Source organism: Microbacterium sp. NPDC060117 (assembly GCF_042729315.1).
Lineage (GTDB): Bacteria > Actinomycetota > Actinomycetes > Actinomycetales > Microbacteriaceae > Microbacterium.
In genome coordinates, this window is the sequence record NZ_JBHWXR010000003.1 from 581,411 (window position 1) to 596,297 (window position 14,887).

Sequence of the window (14,887 nt, forward strand, 5' to 3'; positions counted from 1 at the left end):
CCTTCCGGCGGATCCGACGCTCCCGCGGCGTGACGCCGGCGGTAACGCGGATCTTTGTTCCGGAGATTAGATTTTGTGTCCGAATTAAGTCGGACGAGGGATACTCTGACAGAGGTCCACCCGAGAGGTCAAGCACGAATGCCGAGATCCACCGCGCCTGACACGGCGCCCGCCGCCCCTGGCGCGGCCGCCGCGGGCGCCGCCGTCGTGGGGTCCACCGTCGCGCCCGCTGAGGTTCCGGCCTCGACGCCCGGCAGCCGGCCGAGCCTCGGCCAGGTGCTGGACTTCGCCTGGGGCCGCGGCCCGTTCACCGCCACGGAGGCGATGGCCGGGGCCTCGCTCACGCGCTCGACCACGATCGACGCGATCGACACCCTCGTCGAGGCAGGCGTCGTCCAGGAGCTGCCCAATGCCCGCGACGCCGGCGAGTACTCGGCCGGCCGCCCCGCGCGGCGGTTCGAGCTGCCCGCCGACCTCGGCGCGGTGATCGCGCTGGACGCGGGCGACACGCACCTCGGTGTGACCGTGACCGACCTGGCACGCACCCCGCTCGCGCGCGTGCGCGCCGATCTGGATCCGCAGCACACCGTGGGGCAGCGGCGGGCCGCGATCCTGAAGCACCTCGACGCGGCCCTGACCACGAGCGGCGTGCCCCGCGATCGCGTCCTCGCGCTGTGCGCAGGGGTCGCGGCTCCTGTGGCGCGGAACGGGTCGTCGCCTCCACACCCCGACGGGTTCTGGGAGCGCACCAACCCCGGCCTCGCCGAGCTGCTGGCGGGGTGGGCGCCCGTGGTCGAGATCAAGAACGACGCCGTGCTCGCGGCCGCGGCCGAAGGCGACCTGGGCGAGGCCGTGGGCTGCCGCGACTACATCGCGCTCATCGCGGGCGAGCGGTTCGGCGCCGGCGCCGTGGTGGACGGGCACATCCTGCACGGGGCGCACGGCGGCGTGGGCGAGATGGTGCTGTTCGACCACGTGCGCGGGGTGGACTCGGCGGACGGCCTCGGACCCACGATCACGCGCCTCGCCGGAGAGCTGCTGGCCTCCGGCGAGGCGAGCGCCGACGGAGCGCTGGCGCAGCTCGCCCCAGAAGGGCTCAAGGCCGACCGCGTGCTCGCCCTCGCCGCTGCCGGAGATGCGGACGCGGCGCTCGTCGTGCGCGACGCCGGAGCCTTCCTCGCCCGGGTCGTCGCCGTGCTCGGCAGCACCTACGACCCCGAGCGCGTGATCGTCTGCGGCGCGATCGCGGAAGCCATCGAACCCGTGCTCGATGCCGCGCGCGACGTGCTGCGCCCGCTGCTGGACCTGCCGGCGCCTGCGATCCTGCGCTCGCGCCTCGGCGCCGACATCGTGCTCGCCGGCGCCGTCTCGACGGCGCTCGCGTCGGCGAGGACCGTGGGCCTGCCGCGGCTCGTGGCCCAGCGCCTGAAGGGCTGAGCCCGGCCCCGTCCACCCTCCCGGAGACGTTGAGCGAGCTCCGAGCGCAGCGAGGGGCAAGACGAAACGCAGCGCCCTCGCAAGAGCACCGCGTTTCGTCTCCGTCGCCTCCGGCGTCGTCGCTCAAGGGCCCCGTTCGGGGACAACCCGAAGAGGCCGGATCCGGTCTCAGTCCACGAGCAGCGCGGGCTCCTCGAGCACGGCGGCGACGTCGGCGATGAAGCGGCTCATGCCGTCGCCGTCCACGACGCGGTGGTCGAAGGACCCGGCCACGGTGGTCACCCAGCGCGGGCGAACCTCGCCGTCCACGACCCACGGCTTCTGGCTGATCGTGCCCATGGCCACGATGCCGGCCTCGCCGGGGTTGATGATCGGGGTGCCCGCGTCCATCCCGAACACGCCGATGTTGGTGATCGTGATGGTGCCGCCCTGCTGGTCGGCGGGCGTGGACTTGCCCTCGCGCGCGGTCGTGGTGAGCCGGTTCAGGGCACGGGCGAGATCCTTCATGCCCATCTCCTGCGCGTCCTTGATGTTCGGCACGAGGAGGCCCCGCGGAGTGGCCGCGGCGATGCCGAGGTTCACGTAGTGACGGACGGCGATCTCGGCGCCGTCGGCGGTGTCGATCCACGCGGCGTTGACCATGGGGGTGCGGCGCACGGCCCAGATCACGGCGCGGGCGACGATGAGCAGCGGCGACACCTTGATGTCGGCGAAGTCGGGCGAGGCCTTGAGGCGCTTGACGAGCTCCATCGTGCGGGTCGCGTCGACCTCCTTCCACACGGTCACGTGCGGGGCGGAGTAGGCGCTCTGCACCATCGCCGAGGAGGTCGCCTTGCGCACGCCCTTGACCGGGATCGACTCGGTGCGGCTCTCGTCGGCGCCGGCGCGCGCGGGCGAGATGCCGCGGGCGAGGCCCACCGGAGCCGACTGCGGCGCGGGCACGGTCTCCTCGCGCACGTCGCCCCACTCCGGGGTCTGGATGTTGCGGAACACGCTGGCCTGCTCGGCGTGCTTCATGACGTCGTCGCGGGTGACCTCGCCGTCGCCGCCCGATGGCGCGACCTGGGTGAGGTCGACACCGAGATCGCGCGCGAGCTTGCGGATCGGAGGCTTCGCGATCACGCCGACGCTCGAACGCACCGGTCGCTCAGCGGGGCGACGGCGGCGCGAGGTCGCCTCCGCACCGGAACCGTAGCCGACGAGCACGGATCCGGATCCCTCCTCGACCGCGGGAGCCGCAGGTGCCGCAGCCGGGGCCGCCGGCTCGGCTGCCGACGTCACGAAGGTGATGATCGGAGTGCCGACGTCGACCGTCTTGCCCTCGGGCACGAGCAGTTCGCCGACCGTGCCGGCATGCGGCGAGGGCAGCTCGACGAGCGACTTGGCGGTCTCGATCTCGCAGATCACGTCGTTGACCGCGACGGCGTCGCCCGGGGCGACCCGCCACGTGACGATCTCGGCCTCGGTCAGGCCCTCGCCGACGTCCGGGAGGGTGAAGGTCTGGGTGCTCATGGTCGGGATCCTTTCACCAGATGGGGTCGTTGAGCGAGGACGCCGGAGGCGACCGAGACGAAACGCGGCGATCTCACGGGAGACCGCGTTTCGTCTCGCGCCGGCTGCGCCGGTGCTCGCTCAACGACCCCGGGGTAAGTCATCAGTACGCGAGAGACCGGTCGACGGCCTCGAGGATCCGGTCCGGATCCGGCAGGTAGGTGCTCTCGAGCTTCGCGGGCGGGAACGGGGTGTCGTAGCCCGACACCCGCAGCACCGGCGCCTCGAGGGCGTAGAACGCGCGCTCCATGACGGTCGCGGCGATCTCGCTGCCGAGGCTCACGAAGCCGGGCGCCTCCTGCGCGTAGACCATGCGGCCGGTGGAGCGCACCGAGTCGAGGATCGGACCGTAGTCCACCGGCGACAGCGAACGCAGGTCGACGACCTCGCAGCTCGTGCCCTCGGCCTCGGCGAGCGCCGCAGCCTGCAGCAGGGTGGAGACCATGGCGCCGTGCCCGACCAGGGTCACATCGGATCCACGACGCACGACCCGCGACGCGTGCAGCGGCAAGGCCGGGGCGGACAGGTCGACCTCACCCTTGGGCCAGTACCGGCTCTTCGGCTCGAGGAAGATCACGGGATCGTTCGACGCGATCGCCTCCTGGATCATCCAGTACGCGTCGTTCGGGGTGGACGGCGAGACCACGCGCAGGCCCGGGGTGTGCGCGAAGTAGGTCTCCGGGCTCTCCTGGTGATGCTCGACCGCGCCGATGTGCCCGCCGTAGGGGATCCGGATCACGATCGGCATCGAGACCCTGCCCTCGTGCCGGGCCGTGATCTTCGCGAGCTGCGTGGTGATCTGGTCGAAGGCGGGGAAGACGAAGCCGTCGAACTGGATCTCGATGACGGGTCGGAACCCGCCCATGGCGAGGCCGATCGCGGTGCCGACGATGCCCGACTCGGCGAGCGGGGTGTCCAGCACCCGCTGCGGGCCGAAGTCGCGCTGCAGGTGCTCGGTCACGCGGAACACGCCGCCGAGCGCACCGATGTCCTCGCCCATGAGGAGCACGCGCGGGTCGTCCTCCATGGCCTTGCGCAGACCCGCGTTCAAGGCCTTGCTGAAGGGCATCGTCTCGATGCCTGCGGTCGTCGTGACGGTGCTCATCGGTTGTCCTCCTGGAACGAGGCCTCGTACTGCGCCTGCCACGCCTTCTGCTCCGCCATGAGCGGGTGCGGGTCGCTGTACACGTTGTCGAAGATCGCCTCGGCCGTCGGCGCGCCGAGCTCGAGGGTGCGCACGCGCAGGTCCTCGGCGGCGTCCGCCGCCTCGGACTCGACGTCGGCGAAGAAGGATCCGGCGGCTCCCCGATGCTCCAGGTAGGCGCGCAGGCGGGCGATCGGGTCGCGCAGCGCCCACTCCTGCTCCTCGTCACTGCCGCGGTACTTCGTGGGGTCGTCGCTCGTGGTGTGCGCGCCCATGCGGTACGTGACGGCCTCGATCGCTCGAGGGCCCTGGCCCGTGCGGGCCTCGTCGAGTGCGCGGCGGGTGACGGCCCAGCTCGCGAGCACGTCGTTGCCGTCGACACGGACCGACTCGATGCCGTAGCCGGTGCCGCGCTGCACGAGCGGCACCCGGGACTGGGTCGTGACGGGGACCGAGATCGCCCAGTGGTTGTTCTGCAGGAAGAACACCTCGGGGGTCTGGTAACTCGCCGCGAAGACCATCGCCTCGTGCACGTCGCCCTGGCTGGACGCGCCGTCGCCGTAGTAGACCATGACGGCCTGGTCGCGATCGACGTCACCGGATCCGCACTTGCCGTCGAAGACGAGCCCCATCGCGAGGCCCGTCGCGTGCAGGGTCTGCGAGCCGAGCACGAGCGTGTAGATGCGGGTGTTGCCGTTGCGCGGATCCGTCGGGTCCCAGCCGCCGTTCGAGGTGCCGCGCATGAGCTTGATGATGTCGACCGGATCCACGCCGCGGATGCGGGTGACGGCGTGCTCGCGGTAGGAGGGGAAGATCGTGTCCTGCGGGCGGGCGGCGCGGGCGGATCCGACCTGGGCGGCCTCCTGCCCCCGGCTCGGCGGCCACAGGGCGAGCTGGCCCTGGCGCTGCAGGTTCGTGGCCTGGGTGTCGATCGCGCGGATCGCGACCATGTCCCGGTAGAACTGCTCGAGCTCGCCGTCGGGCAGGGCCTCGATGAGGGGCAGATACTCCTCCGCGGCGGGGTTCGGAGCGAAGCGGCCGTCGGCATCGAGGACGCGGACGGTGGGGATATCGGCGTCAGTCACCTTGTCTACGGTAACCGAGCTTTCCGGCTTCGCAGTGGAGGGTGCGCACAAACGATCCCGAGGCCTGTGTGACGATCCCCACGGACGCATGCGGGCCCGCGGATATCCAGGTGTCCCACGTATTAATGCCAGGTCCCCCTAGCTTTTTACGTGGAAGGCCTTGCATCGATCGCCGCGCTGTCAGGCACCCGGTTCGGGCCTGCCGCCTGTCCGCGCGCCGGGCCCGGCCGGGCAGCCGGATCAGGCGCGCTGGGCGGCGGCCACGGCGAGCACACGCGGCAGCGACTCGGCCTCGCCGACCGAGATGCGGATCCCGTCGCCCGGGAACGCGCGCACGATCAGGCCCGCCTCCTCGAACGCCGCGGCGACGTCTGCCGTCGCCTCGCCGGTGGGCAGCCAGACGAAGTTGCCCTGAGCGTCCGGCACGTCCCAGCCCTGCGCACGCAGGCCTTCGACGAGCTCGGCGCGACGCTCGACGATCACCGCGACCCGGGCGCGCAGCTCGTCCTCGGCGTCGAGGCTCGCGATCGCGGCGCGCTCGGCGGCGGCGGTGACCGACAGCGGGATCGCGGTCGTGCGGGCCGCGTCCAGCACGCGCGGGTGCCCGATGGCGTAGCCGACGCGGAGGCCTGCGAGCCCGTACGCCTTGGAGAACGTGCGCAGCACGACGACGTTCGGGTGGGCCTCGAAGATGCGCTCGGCCAGGCCGTCGACGGCGTCGGGCGCGGTGACGAATTCGGCGTAGGCCTCGTCGAGCACGATCAGCACATCCTGCGGCACCTTCGCCACGAACGCCGCGAACTCCGCGACGGTCACGATCGGACCGGTGGGGTTGTTCGGCGTGCACACGATCACCACGCGGGTGCGCTCGGTGATCGCAGCGGCCATGGCATCGAGGTCGTGGCGGGCATCGGCCGTGAGCGGCACCTGCACCCCGGTCGCCCCGGCCACCAGCGGCAGCCCGGGATACGCCTCGAAGGACCGCCACGCGTAGACGACCTCGTCGCCCACGGTCGCCGCGGCCAGCACGAGCTGGTACAGGATCGCGACGCTGCCCGAGGCCACGTGCACCGCATCGGGCGCGACGCCGTAGCGCTCCCCCAGCCGCGCGCGCAGCGCGCCCGCGGTCGCGTCGGGATAGCGGTTCATCGGCGTCGCATCGGAGAGGGCGGCGAGCACCGAGGGCAGTGGCTCGAAGGGGTTCTCGTTGCTGGAGAGCTTGAACGCGTCGGCGCCCGCCTGCTTGCCCTGGCGGTACGGCGGAAGGGCCGCGATCTCTTCACGGATGCGGGGCAGGATCTCATCGCTCACGCGTCGAGTCTAGATCCGGCGTCTTCCCGGCGTGGAGGCGCGAAGACGTCCGGCGGGACTGCGCGCGCTCATGGCCTCCCGACGGGCTCGGCGACCGGCAGGATTCGGATCCGATCATGCCCCGGGCGGATCCCGGGTTCGGATGCGAGAATCGGCGACATGAGGTTTCTCATCCGCGTCGTCGTGAACGCCTTCGCCATCTGGATTGTGAGCCTGATCGCCATCCTGGAGGTCACGGTCACCCCCTACCCGCCGGGCGGGATGGTCCCCCTGCTGGTCACACTGCTCGCGATCGGCGCCGTGTTCGCGATCGTGAACACGATCGTCGGCACCGTGGTCAAGATCGTGGCGATCCCGCTGTACATCCTGACCCTCGGGCTGATCTCGCTCGTGATCAACGGGTTCCTGCTCTGGCTCACGGCCTGGATCACGGGCTTCTGGGGCTGGGGTCTGACGCTCGGCGGCTTCGGCTGGACGATCGTCGCGGCCCTGCTCATCGCCATCATCAACGCGGTCTTCAACGCGATCCTGCGCCCGCAGCGCCAGCGCGACCGCGACCGCTGACCCGTCGTCCGACGATCCGACGCTCGCTGCGACACCCACGCGGATTCACTCCGCTCCGGGGACGCGCGTCGCCGTGAAGTCGGTGGACTCCGTCAGCGCCGCGCCCTCGTAGACGGAGAAGTGCGCGCGGACCCCGCCCATCCGCGGATCCCCCGACTGCTCGGCCAGGCGCACCGTCGCCTGGTATTCGGAGAGCTGATGCGCCGGCATGGTCGCGTCGATCCCGTGGCCCGGCGCGGCGGTGCGTGTGATGACCAGCCCCTGCGACGACCCCAGTCCGTCGGGCCGACCGCCCCCCGCGAGCCCGGCGACCGGATCGTCGGTGTGACGGACCGCGACGTGGTCCACCTCCGCGGGCAGTGGGGGCTCCGTCGGCGATCCGACCGTGTAGACGCCCTGCACATCGAAGTTCCCGGACTGCGCCACGAGATCGACGTTCATGCCGCCCTGCGAGTATCCGACGAGATCGACCGGCGTCGTCTCATCGGCACCCGCAGCGCGCAGCGCCGCGACCGTCGCCTTGTACGAGTCCGATTCCTTCCGCTCGACGTACGCCTGGGCGTTCGAGTCCATGTCCCACGGCTCCGAGGCGGGCTGTCCGGGGCGGGTGCCGTCGACATACGCGACGAACCGTGTGGAGCCGTCGGCGAGCGTGTACCTCTCGACGCGCACCTGGGGAGCCTGGCCGTACGGAATGCGGGCGACGGCATCGCTCAGGGTGGCTGGCGCCGACGGACCCGGGAGCGCACCCGAGGTCGCCCCGGCCGTCCCGGAACCGCTCGAGACGGATCCGGGGGTGCGCGTGCGGCTGAGCAGCAGGTCGCCCGGGCGAGGATCCACGGCGCCTCTCCCCGGCGCGCCCGGGCCGGACGCCCCGTCGACCACCACGACCCCGGGCGTCGGGGTCAGCGGCGGGCGCCATGTCTGTCCGAACCTCGGCGCCACCAGCATCAGCAGAAGCAGCGCCCCCTGGGCGATCTCGCCCTCGGCCACTCCTGCGTTCAGCAGGGCGAGGCGCAGGGCCGGGGTCAGCGTGGAGGCGATGTCCCACGCCGCCCCGCTGGCCTCGGAGAGCGGGGCACCCGGCACTGGCGTGAAGCCCTCATACGCACCCGCGGCCCAGGTCTTCAGCAGTTCGCGCTGCATCTCCCCCAGGCGCGGATTCCGCCCGAGGATCTCCTCGATCCGATGCAGCGATCGCTTCACGAGCTCGGGATCCGTCACGCCGGACATCTCGCGCTGAGCACGGAGCTCCGCGATCTCGAAGATGTCGGCCATCGTGGCGGTGCCGCTCGCGACCTCGTCCAGCACCTCCCCGACCGCATCCAGCCGGTTCGCCACCGTCCACACCGGCGTGGTCGCGACGTACCGCGATCCGGGCGGCAGGGACGAGGACTGCAGGATCGCCGGGATCTCGAGCAGCTCCTCCCTGGCGACCTGCACGGCGGCGGCATCGGCGCGGATGCGGCCCGCCATGGCGCGCAGGTCGTCCGGGTCCACGGCGACGATGCCGCCGTGCGTGATCTCCACCTCGCTTCCCACGAAGCGTCACCCCACCCTCAGCGCGGACTCGACCGTCTCCAGCTGGTCGAGCGCGCCGACCAGCTCGCGCTGCTGTGCGGCGCATCGCTCGAGCATCAGCTCGACCGCACGCGCCCGCCACGCGCAGTCGACCGGGAGAGCGCGCAGGTCGGCGAGAGCGCGGTCGAGCCGCTCACGCGCGCGATCGCAGCGCAGCAGCGCCTCGGCGAGCATCCAGGATCCTTCGGCGGTCGTGGGAGCGATGGCGAACATGACGCCGACTCTGCCGGGCGCGCACCGCCTGCGGGGCGGGTTTCGCGCGACCCGTGCAGATTCCGCGCATATCCGGCACTGTGGAGGACGACCCTTGCTCGGCCGCGCTACTCCGCCGGCTGTGCTGCAGCGCCCCTGCGCCACCCGGCCTCTCCGCCGCGCGACGCGGTGCGGCACAATGGAGCCATGACCGAGTCGGACCCGTTCCGCGTGATCTTCGTGTGCACGGGCAATATCTGCCGGTCCCCCATGGCGGAGGTCGTCTTCCGCGACATCGCGGCGAAGCAGGGACTCGGCGACCGGATCGTGTCGACGAGCGCCGGAACCGGCGACTGGCACGTGGGCGAGCAGGCCGACAGCCGCACGATCGACTCCCTGGCCCGCCGCGGCTACGACGGATCCAAGCATCGCGCTCGCCAGTTCACCTACGACTCGTTCGCCGAGAACGATCTCGTCGTCGCCCTGGATCGCACGCATGAGCGGATCCTGAAGCAATGGGCGCGCGACGAGTCGGAGGAGGGCAAGGTGACCCTGCTGCTCTCGTTCGAGCACAATCCGACCGTGCTGGACGTACCGGATCCCTACTACGCCGACGCCCGGGTGTTCGACGAGGTGCTCGGTATGATCGAGAGAGCGAGCCACGGCCTCTTCGGCCAGCTCGAACCCGCCATCCGACCGCCGCGTCCGTGACACCGGCGGCCCGGATCCACGACTCTTCCCGGAGGACCCCCGTGACCGCCTCGCTTCCCGTCCAGCCCCTCAGCCCGCTCGACGGCCGCTACCGCGCCGCGGTCGCCCCGCTCGCCGACTACCTCTCCGAGGCGGGGCTCAACCGCGCCCGCGTCGAGGTCGAGGTGGAGTGGCTGATCGCCCTGACCGACCGCGCGCTGTTCGGCACCGCCCCGCTGGCCGACGCCGACAAGGAGCGCCTGCGCGGCCTCTACCGCGACTTCGGCCAGGCCGAGATCGACTGGCTCGCCGAGAAGGAGGCGGTCACCCGCCACGATGTGAAGGCCGTGGAGTACCTCGTCCGCGACCGCCTGTCGGCACTCGGGCTGGACGCGATCGCCGAGCTCACGCACTTCGCCTGCACGAGCGAGGACATCAACTCCGCCTCCTACGCGCTCACCGTGAAGCGCGCGGTCGAGCGGGTGTGGCTGCCCGCTCTGCAGGACGTGATCGCCAAGCTCCGCGAGCTCGCGATCGAGCACGCCGACGCCGCGATGCTGTCCCGCACGCACGGCCAGCCGGCCACCCCCTCGACCATGGGCAAGGAGCTGGCGGTGTTCGCCTGGCGTCTTGAGCGCGTGGTGAAGCGGATCGAGGGCTCCGAGTACCTGGCCAAGTTCTCCGGCGCGACCGGCACCTGGTCGGCGCACCTGAGCGCCGAGCCCGACGTCGACTGGCCCATGATCGCCCGCGAGTACATCGAGGGCCTCGGCATCGACTTCAACATCCTCACCACCCAGATCGAGTCGCACGACTGGCAGGTCGAGCTGTACGACCACGTCCGTCACGCGGGCGGGATCCTGCACAACCTCGCCACCGACATCTGGACCTACATCTCGCTCGGCTACTTTGCGCAGATCCCCGTCGCCGGCGCGACCGGATCCTCGACCATGCCGCACAAGATCAACCCGATCCGCTTCGAGAACGCCGAGGCGAATCTGGAGCTGGCAGGCAGCCTGCTGAACTCCCTGTCGCAGACCCTGGTCACCAGCCGCATGCAGCGCGACCTCACCGACTCGACCACGCAGCGCAACATCGGCGTCGCCTTCGGGCACTCGCTGCTCGCGCTGGACAACCTGCGCCGCGGCCTCAACGAGATCTCGCTCTCCCGCGATGTGCTGCTCGAGGACCTCGACCACAACTGGGAGGTGCTCGCCGAGGCCATCCAGACCGTGATCCGCGCGGAGGTCGTCGCCGGCCGCTCCACGATCCAGGATCCCTACGCGCTGCTCAAGGAGCTCACCCGCGGTCACCGCGTGGGTGCCGCGGACCTCGCCGAGTTCGTGCAGGGCCTGGAGATCGGCGACGCCGCCAAGCAGCGCCTGCTCGCGCTGACCCCGGCCACGTACATCGGGCTCGCGGAGACGCTCGCCCGCTGACCCGGGAGCGAACAGCCGCGAAGGAGCTTCCCCCTCGCCCCCGGGGTCGTTGAGCGAGCAGCGACGAAGGAGCAGCGAGACGAAACGGCGTGCTCGCGCAAGAGCACCGCGTTTCGTCTCGGTCGCGCTTCGCGCGTCCTCGCTCAACGACCCCGGCGGGGGCACCCCTGCGGGAACGGACGCTCAGGCCTCCGCGGGCTCGGGAGCGGGCATCGTGGCGGGGGCGCCGGAGTGCTCGCCGGCGCGGTCCTTCGGCATCGCGAGGATCGCCACCAGCATGAGCGCCGCGGTCACGGCGGCCGCGATGAACACCCAGGTCGAGGCGTGCACGACGGTCGCGGGATCCTCGGATCCGCCGCCGGAGGCGATGATCGCATTCGAGATCGCGCCGAACACCGCCACACCGACGGCACTGCCGGCCGAGCGGGCGAACGTGTTCATGCCGGTCACCGCGCCGCGCTCTCCCCAGCCGACCGAGGCCTGCGCGACGATGAGGGTGGGCGCGGCGGTCCAGCCCAGGCCGAAGCCGATCACGAAGGCGACCGCGGCGAGCGTGTAGGCGTTCGGATACGGCCCGATCAGCGCCAGTCCGATCGCGCCGAGCGTGGCGATCGATGCCCCGATCAACGCCGTGAAGCGGAACCCGTGCCGCAGGTACAGCCGCCCCGCGTTCGCGGCGGAGAGCGGCCAGCCCAGGGTCATCGCGGCCACGGCGAGCCCCGACAGCAGCGGCACGACCCCGATCGAGCCCTCCAGGTACGCGGGTGCGAAGCTGGTGACGCCGGTCAGCAGCGCACCGATCGCGAGCGACGCGATCGTCGTGGTGAGGATGAGCCGGCGCGAGATCAGCCGCAGATCGATGATCGGCTCGGCCGCACGTCGCTCCACGAACGCGAACACCGCAAGCGCCAGCGCTCCGCCGGCGAAGCAGACCAGGCTCGGCACCGACAGCCAGGCCCAGGCGTTGCCGCCCTCGAGCACGCCCAGGATGATGCCGGTCAGGCCGATCGTGAGCAGGACAGCGCCCAGGTAGTCGATGCGGTGCCGGCGGCGTTCGGCCTGCTCATGGAAGTGTCGCATCAGCATCCACGCCGCGATGAGGCACAGCGGCACGTTGATGAAGAAGATCAGCCGCCAGACGTCGAGCTGCGCGAACAGCCCACCCAGAGCCGGCCCCACGACCGAGGAGATCGCCCAGACGCTGGCGATGTAGCCCTGCACGACCGCCCGCTCGGAGACCGTGTAGATGTCGCCGACGATGGTCATGGCCATGGGTCCGACGGCGCCGGCGCCGAGGCCCTGCACCAGCCGGAACAGGATGAGCGAGGTCATGCTCCATGCCAGACCGCACAGGACGGATCCGAGCAGGAACAGCGCGATCCCGACCATGAGGATCGGTTTGCGCCCCACGGTGTCGGCGAGCTTGGAGTAGATCGGCACGCTCACCGCCTGCGCCAGCAGATAGATCGAGAACAGCCACGGGAACTGCTGGTAACTGCCGAGGTCCTGCACCACGCTCGGCACCGCCGTGGCGAGGATCGTCGCATCCATCGCGATCAGGCCCGTGGCCAGCATGAGGGAGAGCAGCACCGGACCGCGCTCAGAGCGGAAGCCCACGGCCGCGCGATCGATCGTCATGCTCACCTTGAGGTCAAGGCGTTCCGGATCCGGGCTATTCCCGGTGGCCTACGCCTTCGGCGCGTCGCCCTCGGCGGATCCGGCCGCGTCGTCGGAGTCGGAAGCGTCGGCTGCGTCGGGGGCCGCCGTCCCGGGCGCCGCTGACGCGTCATCGACCGTGTCGTAGAGCACAGGGCGGTCGTGCGGCTTGGTGAAGTCCGCCGGGTCGACCGCGAGGATCAGGATCGAGAGGATCAGCAGGCTCGCGATGAAGATCCCGCCGGTCACGATGAAGGCGAGGTTCCACGGCGGGATCGCGCCGTAGGTGCCGTTCTCCACCGCGCGCATCACCTTGTCCGTGAACGCGCCTGTCGCGATCACGGTCACGATGCCGGCGAAGAGTCCGCACAGCAACGACAGGCCGACCAGCTGCAACGGTCGGAACAGATCCCTGCGCCTGGTCTTCTCGGTCATGCGGATCCTTCGTTCTCGGCCGGCGCCGTGCCGGCGGTGTCGATGCCCGAACCGTTGGTGCGGGAGCGGGGGCTGAGCCCCGCGATGCCGAGGAACACGGCGACGATGGCGGCGTACGCGCCGAAGATCCCGACGGCCAGGGTGATCCCGGTCAGCGTGAACGAGCCGGCCTCGGCGATGGAGTAGTTGAGCGCATAGGTCGTCGGCACGCAGAGGAGCCCGACCGCGAGGGCGAGGCCTAGGGCTCCGACCAGAATTGCATCGCGGGCCCCGTCGGCGACGACGGCGGGCGCGGTCCCGGCGCGGGCCTGGCGACGGGCGCGGAGCCCGGCGATGAGCTCGACGAGTCCGCCGAGCGCGCCCCAGGCGATCACGACGACGAAGAACAGCGGCGTGGTGCGCCAGGCGGGGATGCTCCCGGCCATGCCGGTGAGGATCGAGATCGCCGCGAGCAGCACGTACGGCCAGCGCCACCCGGCAGGCGCAACCAGCCAGGCGGCGAGCATGTGGATCAACGCGGTGACGAGCGCGAAACCGCTGAACACCGAGAGCCCGACGATCGCGGAGTGGTTCGCCGAGAAGGTGATCATGAGGGCCGCGACCGCGGCGAAGGCGGCGCGTGCGAGCTGCACGTGGCGCAGCTGGAACGTGCGGGTGGCGGGCATGACGGATCCTCGGGTCCCTGTGCTTCGAGCCCTTCGCGCGGCCTCAGGGACCAGGCCTCAGCAACCGCTTCGACGGGTTCTACGGCCGCCCCTGTGGACGGGCGGACCCTGCCAGTCTACGCGCGGGATCCTAGGCGCCCGCTCGGGAGGTGAGCTCCGGCGCATCCGGATCCGGATCATCCGCGTGCGCACCAGGATCCTCGGCGGCGCGTGCGTCGTCGGCCCCTGGGGCTCTCGAAGCGCGGCGCGGCTGCAGTTCGCTGAGCAGCGTGCCGGCGATGATGAGGGCCGCGCCGAGGATCGCGAGCGGCGGGATCCTCTCCCCCGCGATGCGTCCGACCACGCCCGCCCACACCGGCTCCCCCGTGTAGATGATGGTGGCGCGGGTTGCGGAGACCGAGCGCTGCGCCCAGTTCATGGTGAGCTGGATGAGCCCGCTCGCGACGCCCATGCCGAGACCCGCGAACAGCCAGACCGGGTCGAAGGCGGGGATCGCCTCACCCACGGCGGGCATGGTCGCGAAGCCCAGCAGCGAGGCGGTGAGCAGCTGCACGACGGTGAGCCGGCCCACGTCGAACCGTCCGCCCAAGAGGCTGATCAGGATGATCTCCCCCGCGATCGGCAGGGTGCTGATCAGCGTGAGGATCTCGCCCTCGCCGAGGTGGATGCCGCGGGATCCGATGCCCGCCACCAGCAGCAGACCGACGAACGCGAGGCCTGCGCCGACCAGGGTCAGCGCCCGCGGGGGCTTGCGCAGCACCAGCCACTGCAGCAGCGGGACGAGAGGCACGTAGAACGCCGTCATGAACGCGCTGGTGCTGGAGTCGATCGTCTGCAGGCCGGCGGTCTGCAGACCGTAACCGCCGTAGATCGCGGCGCCGATCGCCGCGCCGGCCCCGAGCTCGCGCCAGGTCATGCCGCGCAGCGAACGCCAGAAGATCAGCGCAGCGAACACCCCCGCCGCGAGGAACCGGAACCCGACGAAGAACCACGGCCCGGAATGCTCCATCGCGGTGTGCACGACGAGGAACGTGCCGCCCCAGATGACGGTGATGCCGACGAGGGCCCACTCCTGCCGGCTGAGCCCGAGCACACGACGAGGAGCGGGCTGGTTCACGGCACTACGCTACGGGATCC

General features: G+C 71.2%; 14 protein-coding genes. 4 read left to right on the forward strand and 10 right to left on the reverse strand.

Annotated elements, in window-relative coordinates:
• The first annotated feature begins 138 nt into the window (after positions 1-138).
• On the forward strand, positions 139-1,437 hold the full coding sequence (locus tag ACFWCK_RS14405; protein WP_378806494.1) for an ROK family protein: 1,299 nt from the start codon (positions 139-141) through the stop codon (positions 1,435-1,437).
• 168 nt (positions 1,438-1,605) lie between these two features.
• On the opposite strand, the gene ACFWCK_RS14410 is transcribed toward ACFWCK_RS14405, so the two are convergent.
• The 4 genes from ACFWCK_RS14410 to ACFWCK_RS14425 form a co-directional block, all read right to left on the reverse strand.
• Complete coding sequence (locus ACFWCK_RS14410) at positions 1,606-2,949, reverse strand: dihydrolipoamide acetyltransferase family protein (protein WP_378806495.1); 1,344 nt, start codon at positions 2,947-2,949, stop codon at positions 1,606-1,608.
• Positions 2,950-3,091: 142 nt separating this feature from the next.
• Positions 3,092-4,093 (reverse strand): alpha-ketoacid dehydrogenase subunit beta, encoded by a 1,002-nt coding sequence (locus tag ACFWCK_RS14415; RefSeq protein WP_233310973.1) that lies wholly within the window; start codon positions 4,091-4,093, stop codon positions 3,092-3,094.
• Positions 4,090-5,217 carry a thiamine pyrophosphate-dependent dehydrogenase E1 component subunit alpha gene (locus ACFWCK_RS14420; protein ID WP_233310972.1) on the reverse strand — a complete coding sequence of 376 codons (1,128 nt, stop codon included), beginning with the start codon at positions 5,215-5,217 and terminating at the stop codon, positions 4,090-4,092. The genes ACFWCK_RS14415 and ACFWCK_RS14420 overlap by 4 nt, the downstream gene beginning before the upstream one ends.
• Before the next feature lie 240 nt (positions 5,218-5,457).
• The gene (locus ACFWCK_RS14425; protein ID WP_378806498.1) at positions 5,458-6,528 is read right to left on the reverse strand and encodes a histidinol-phosphate transaminase; all 1,071 of its coding nucleotides are present in this window, start codon (positions 6,526-6,528) and stop codon (positions 5,458-5,460) included.
• Between the two features lie 159 nt (positions 6,529-6,687).
• Between ACFWCK_RS14425 and ACFWCK_RS14430 the strand changes: the two genes are divergently transcribed.
• Positions 6,688-7,092: a phage holin family protein gene (locus ACFWCK_RS14430; RefSeq protein WP_378806500.1), complete on the forward strand. Its 405-nt coding sequence runs from the start codon at positions 6,688-6,690 to the stop codon at positions 7,090-7,092.
• Between the two features lie 45 nt (positions 7,093-7,137).
• Here the strand turns inward: ACFWCK_RS14430 and ACFWCK_RS14435 are convergent, their stop codons facing one another.
• On the reverse strand, positions 7,138-8,622 hold the full coding sequence (locus ACFWCK_RS14435; protein ID WP_378806501.1) for a hypothetical protein: 1,485 nt from the start codon (positions 8,620-8,622) through the stop codon (positions 7,138-7,140).
• 18 nt (positions 8,623-8,640) lie between these two features.
• Positions 8,641-8,886, reverse strand: coding sequence for a hypothetical protein (locus ACFWCK_RS14440; RefSeq protein ID WP_378806503.1), 246 nt, complete (start codon positions 8,884-8,886; stop codon positions 8,641-8,643).
• A 186-nt stretch (positions 8,887-9,072) separates the two neighbouring features.
• On the opposite strand from ACFWCK_RS14440, the gene ACFWCK_RS14445 reads away from it, so the two are divergent.
• Together ACFWCK_RS14445 and purB are read left to right on the forward strand one after the other, a co-directional pair.
• Positions 9,073-9,576, forward strand: coding sequence for a low molecular weight protein-tyrosine-phosphatase (locus tag ACFWCK_RS14445; RefSeq protein ID WP_378806504.1), 504 nt, complete (start codon positions 9,073-9,075; stop codon positions 9,574-9,576).
• A 41-nt stretch (positions 9,577-9,617) separates the two neighbouring features.
• Positions 9,618-10,994: an adenylosuccinate lyase gene (gene purB, locus ACFWCK_RS14450; RefSeq protein WP_233310966.1), complete on the forward strand. Its 1,377-nt coding sequence runs from the start codon at positions 9,618-9,620 to the stop codon at positions 10,992-10,994.
• A 183-nt stretch (positions 10,995-11,177) separates the two neighbouring features.
• Here purB and ACFWCK_RS14455 read toward each other — a convergent pair whose 3' ends face one another.
• The 4 genes from ACFWCK_RS14455 to ACFWCK_RS14470 form a co-directional block, all read right to left on the reverse strand.
• Positions 11,178-12,632, reverse strand: coding sequence for an MFS transporter (locus ACFWCK_RS14455; protein ID WP_378806505.1), 1,455 nt, complete (start codon positions 12,630-12,632; stop codon positions 11,178-11,180).
• 48 nt (positions 12,633-12,680) lie between these two features.
• A complete protein-coding gene (locus ACFWCK_RS14460) occupies positions 12,681-13,085 on the reverse strand; it encodes a hypothetical protein (protein WP_378806507.1) in 405 nt (134 codons plus the stop codon).
• Entirely contained in the window at positions 13,082-13,750 is a 669-nt protein-coding gene (locus ACFWCK_RS14465; protein ID WP_233310963.1) for an acyl-CoA synthetase, read from the reverse strand. Before ACFWCK_RS14465 ends, ACFWCK_RS14460 begins: the two co-directional genes overlap by 4 nt.
• Positions 13,751-13,880: 130 nt before the next feature.
• Positions 13,881-14,867 carry a DMT family transporter gene (locus tag ACFWCK_RS14470; RefSeq protein WP_378806508.1) on the reverse strand — a complete coding sequence of 329 codons (987 nt, stop codon included), beginning with the start codon at positions 14,865-14,867 and terminating at the stop codon, positions 13,881-13,883.
• Positions 14,868-14,887: the final 20 nt, after the last annotated feature.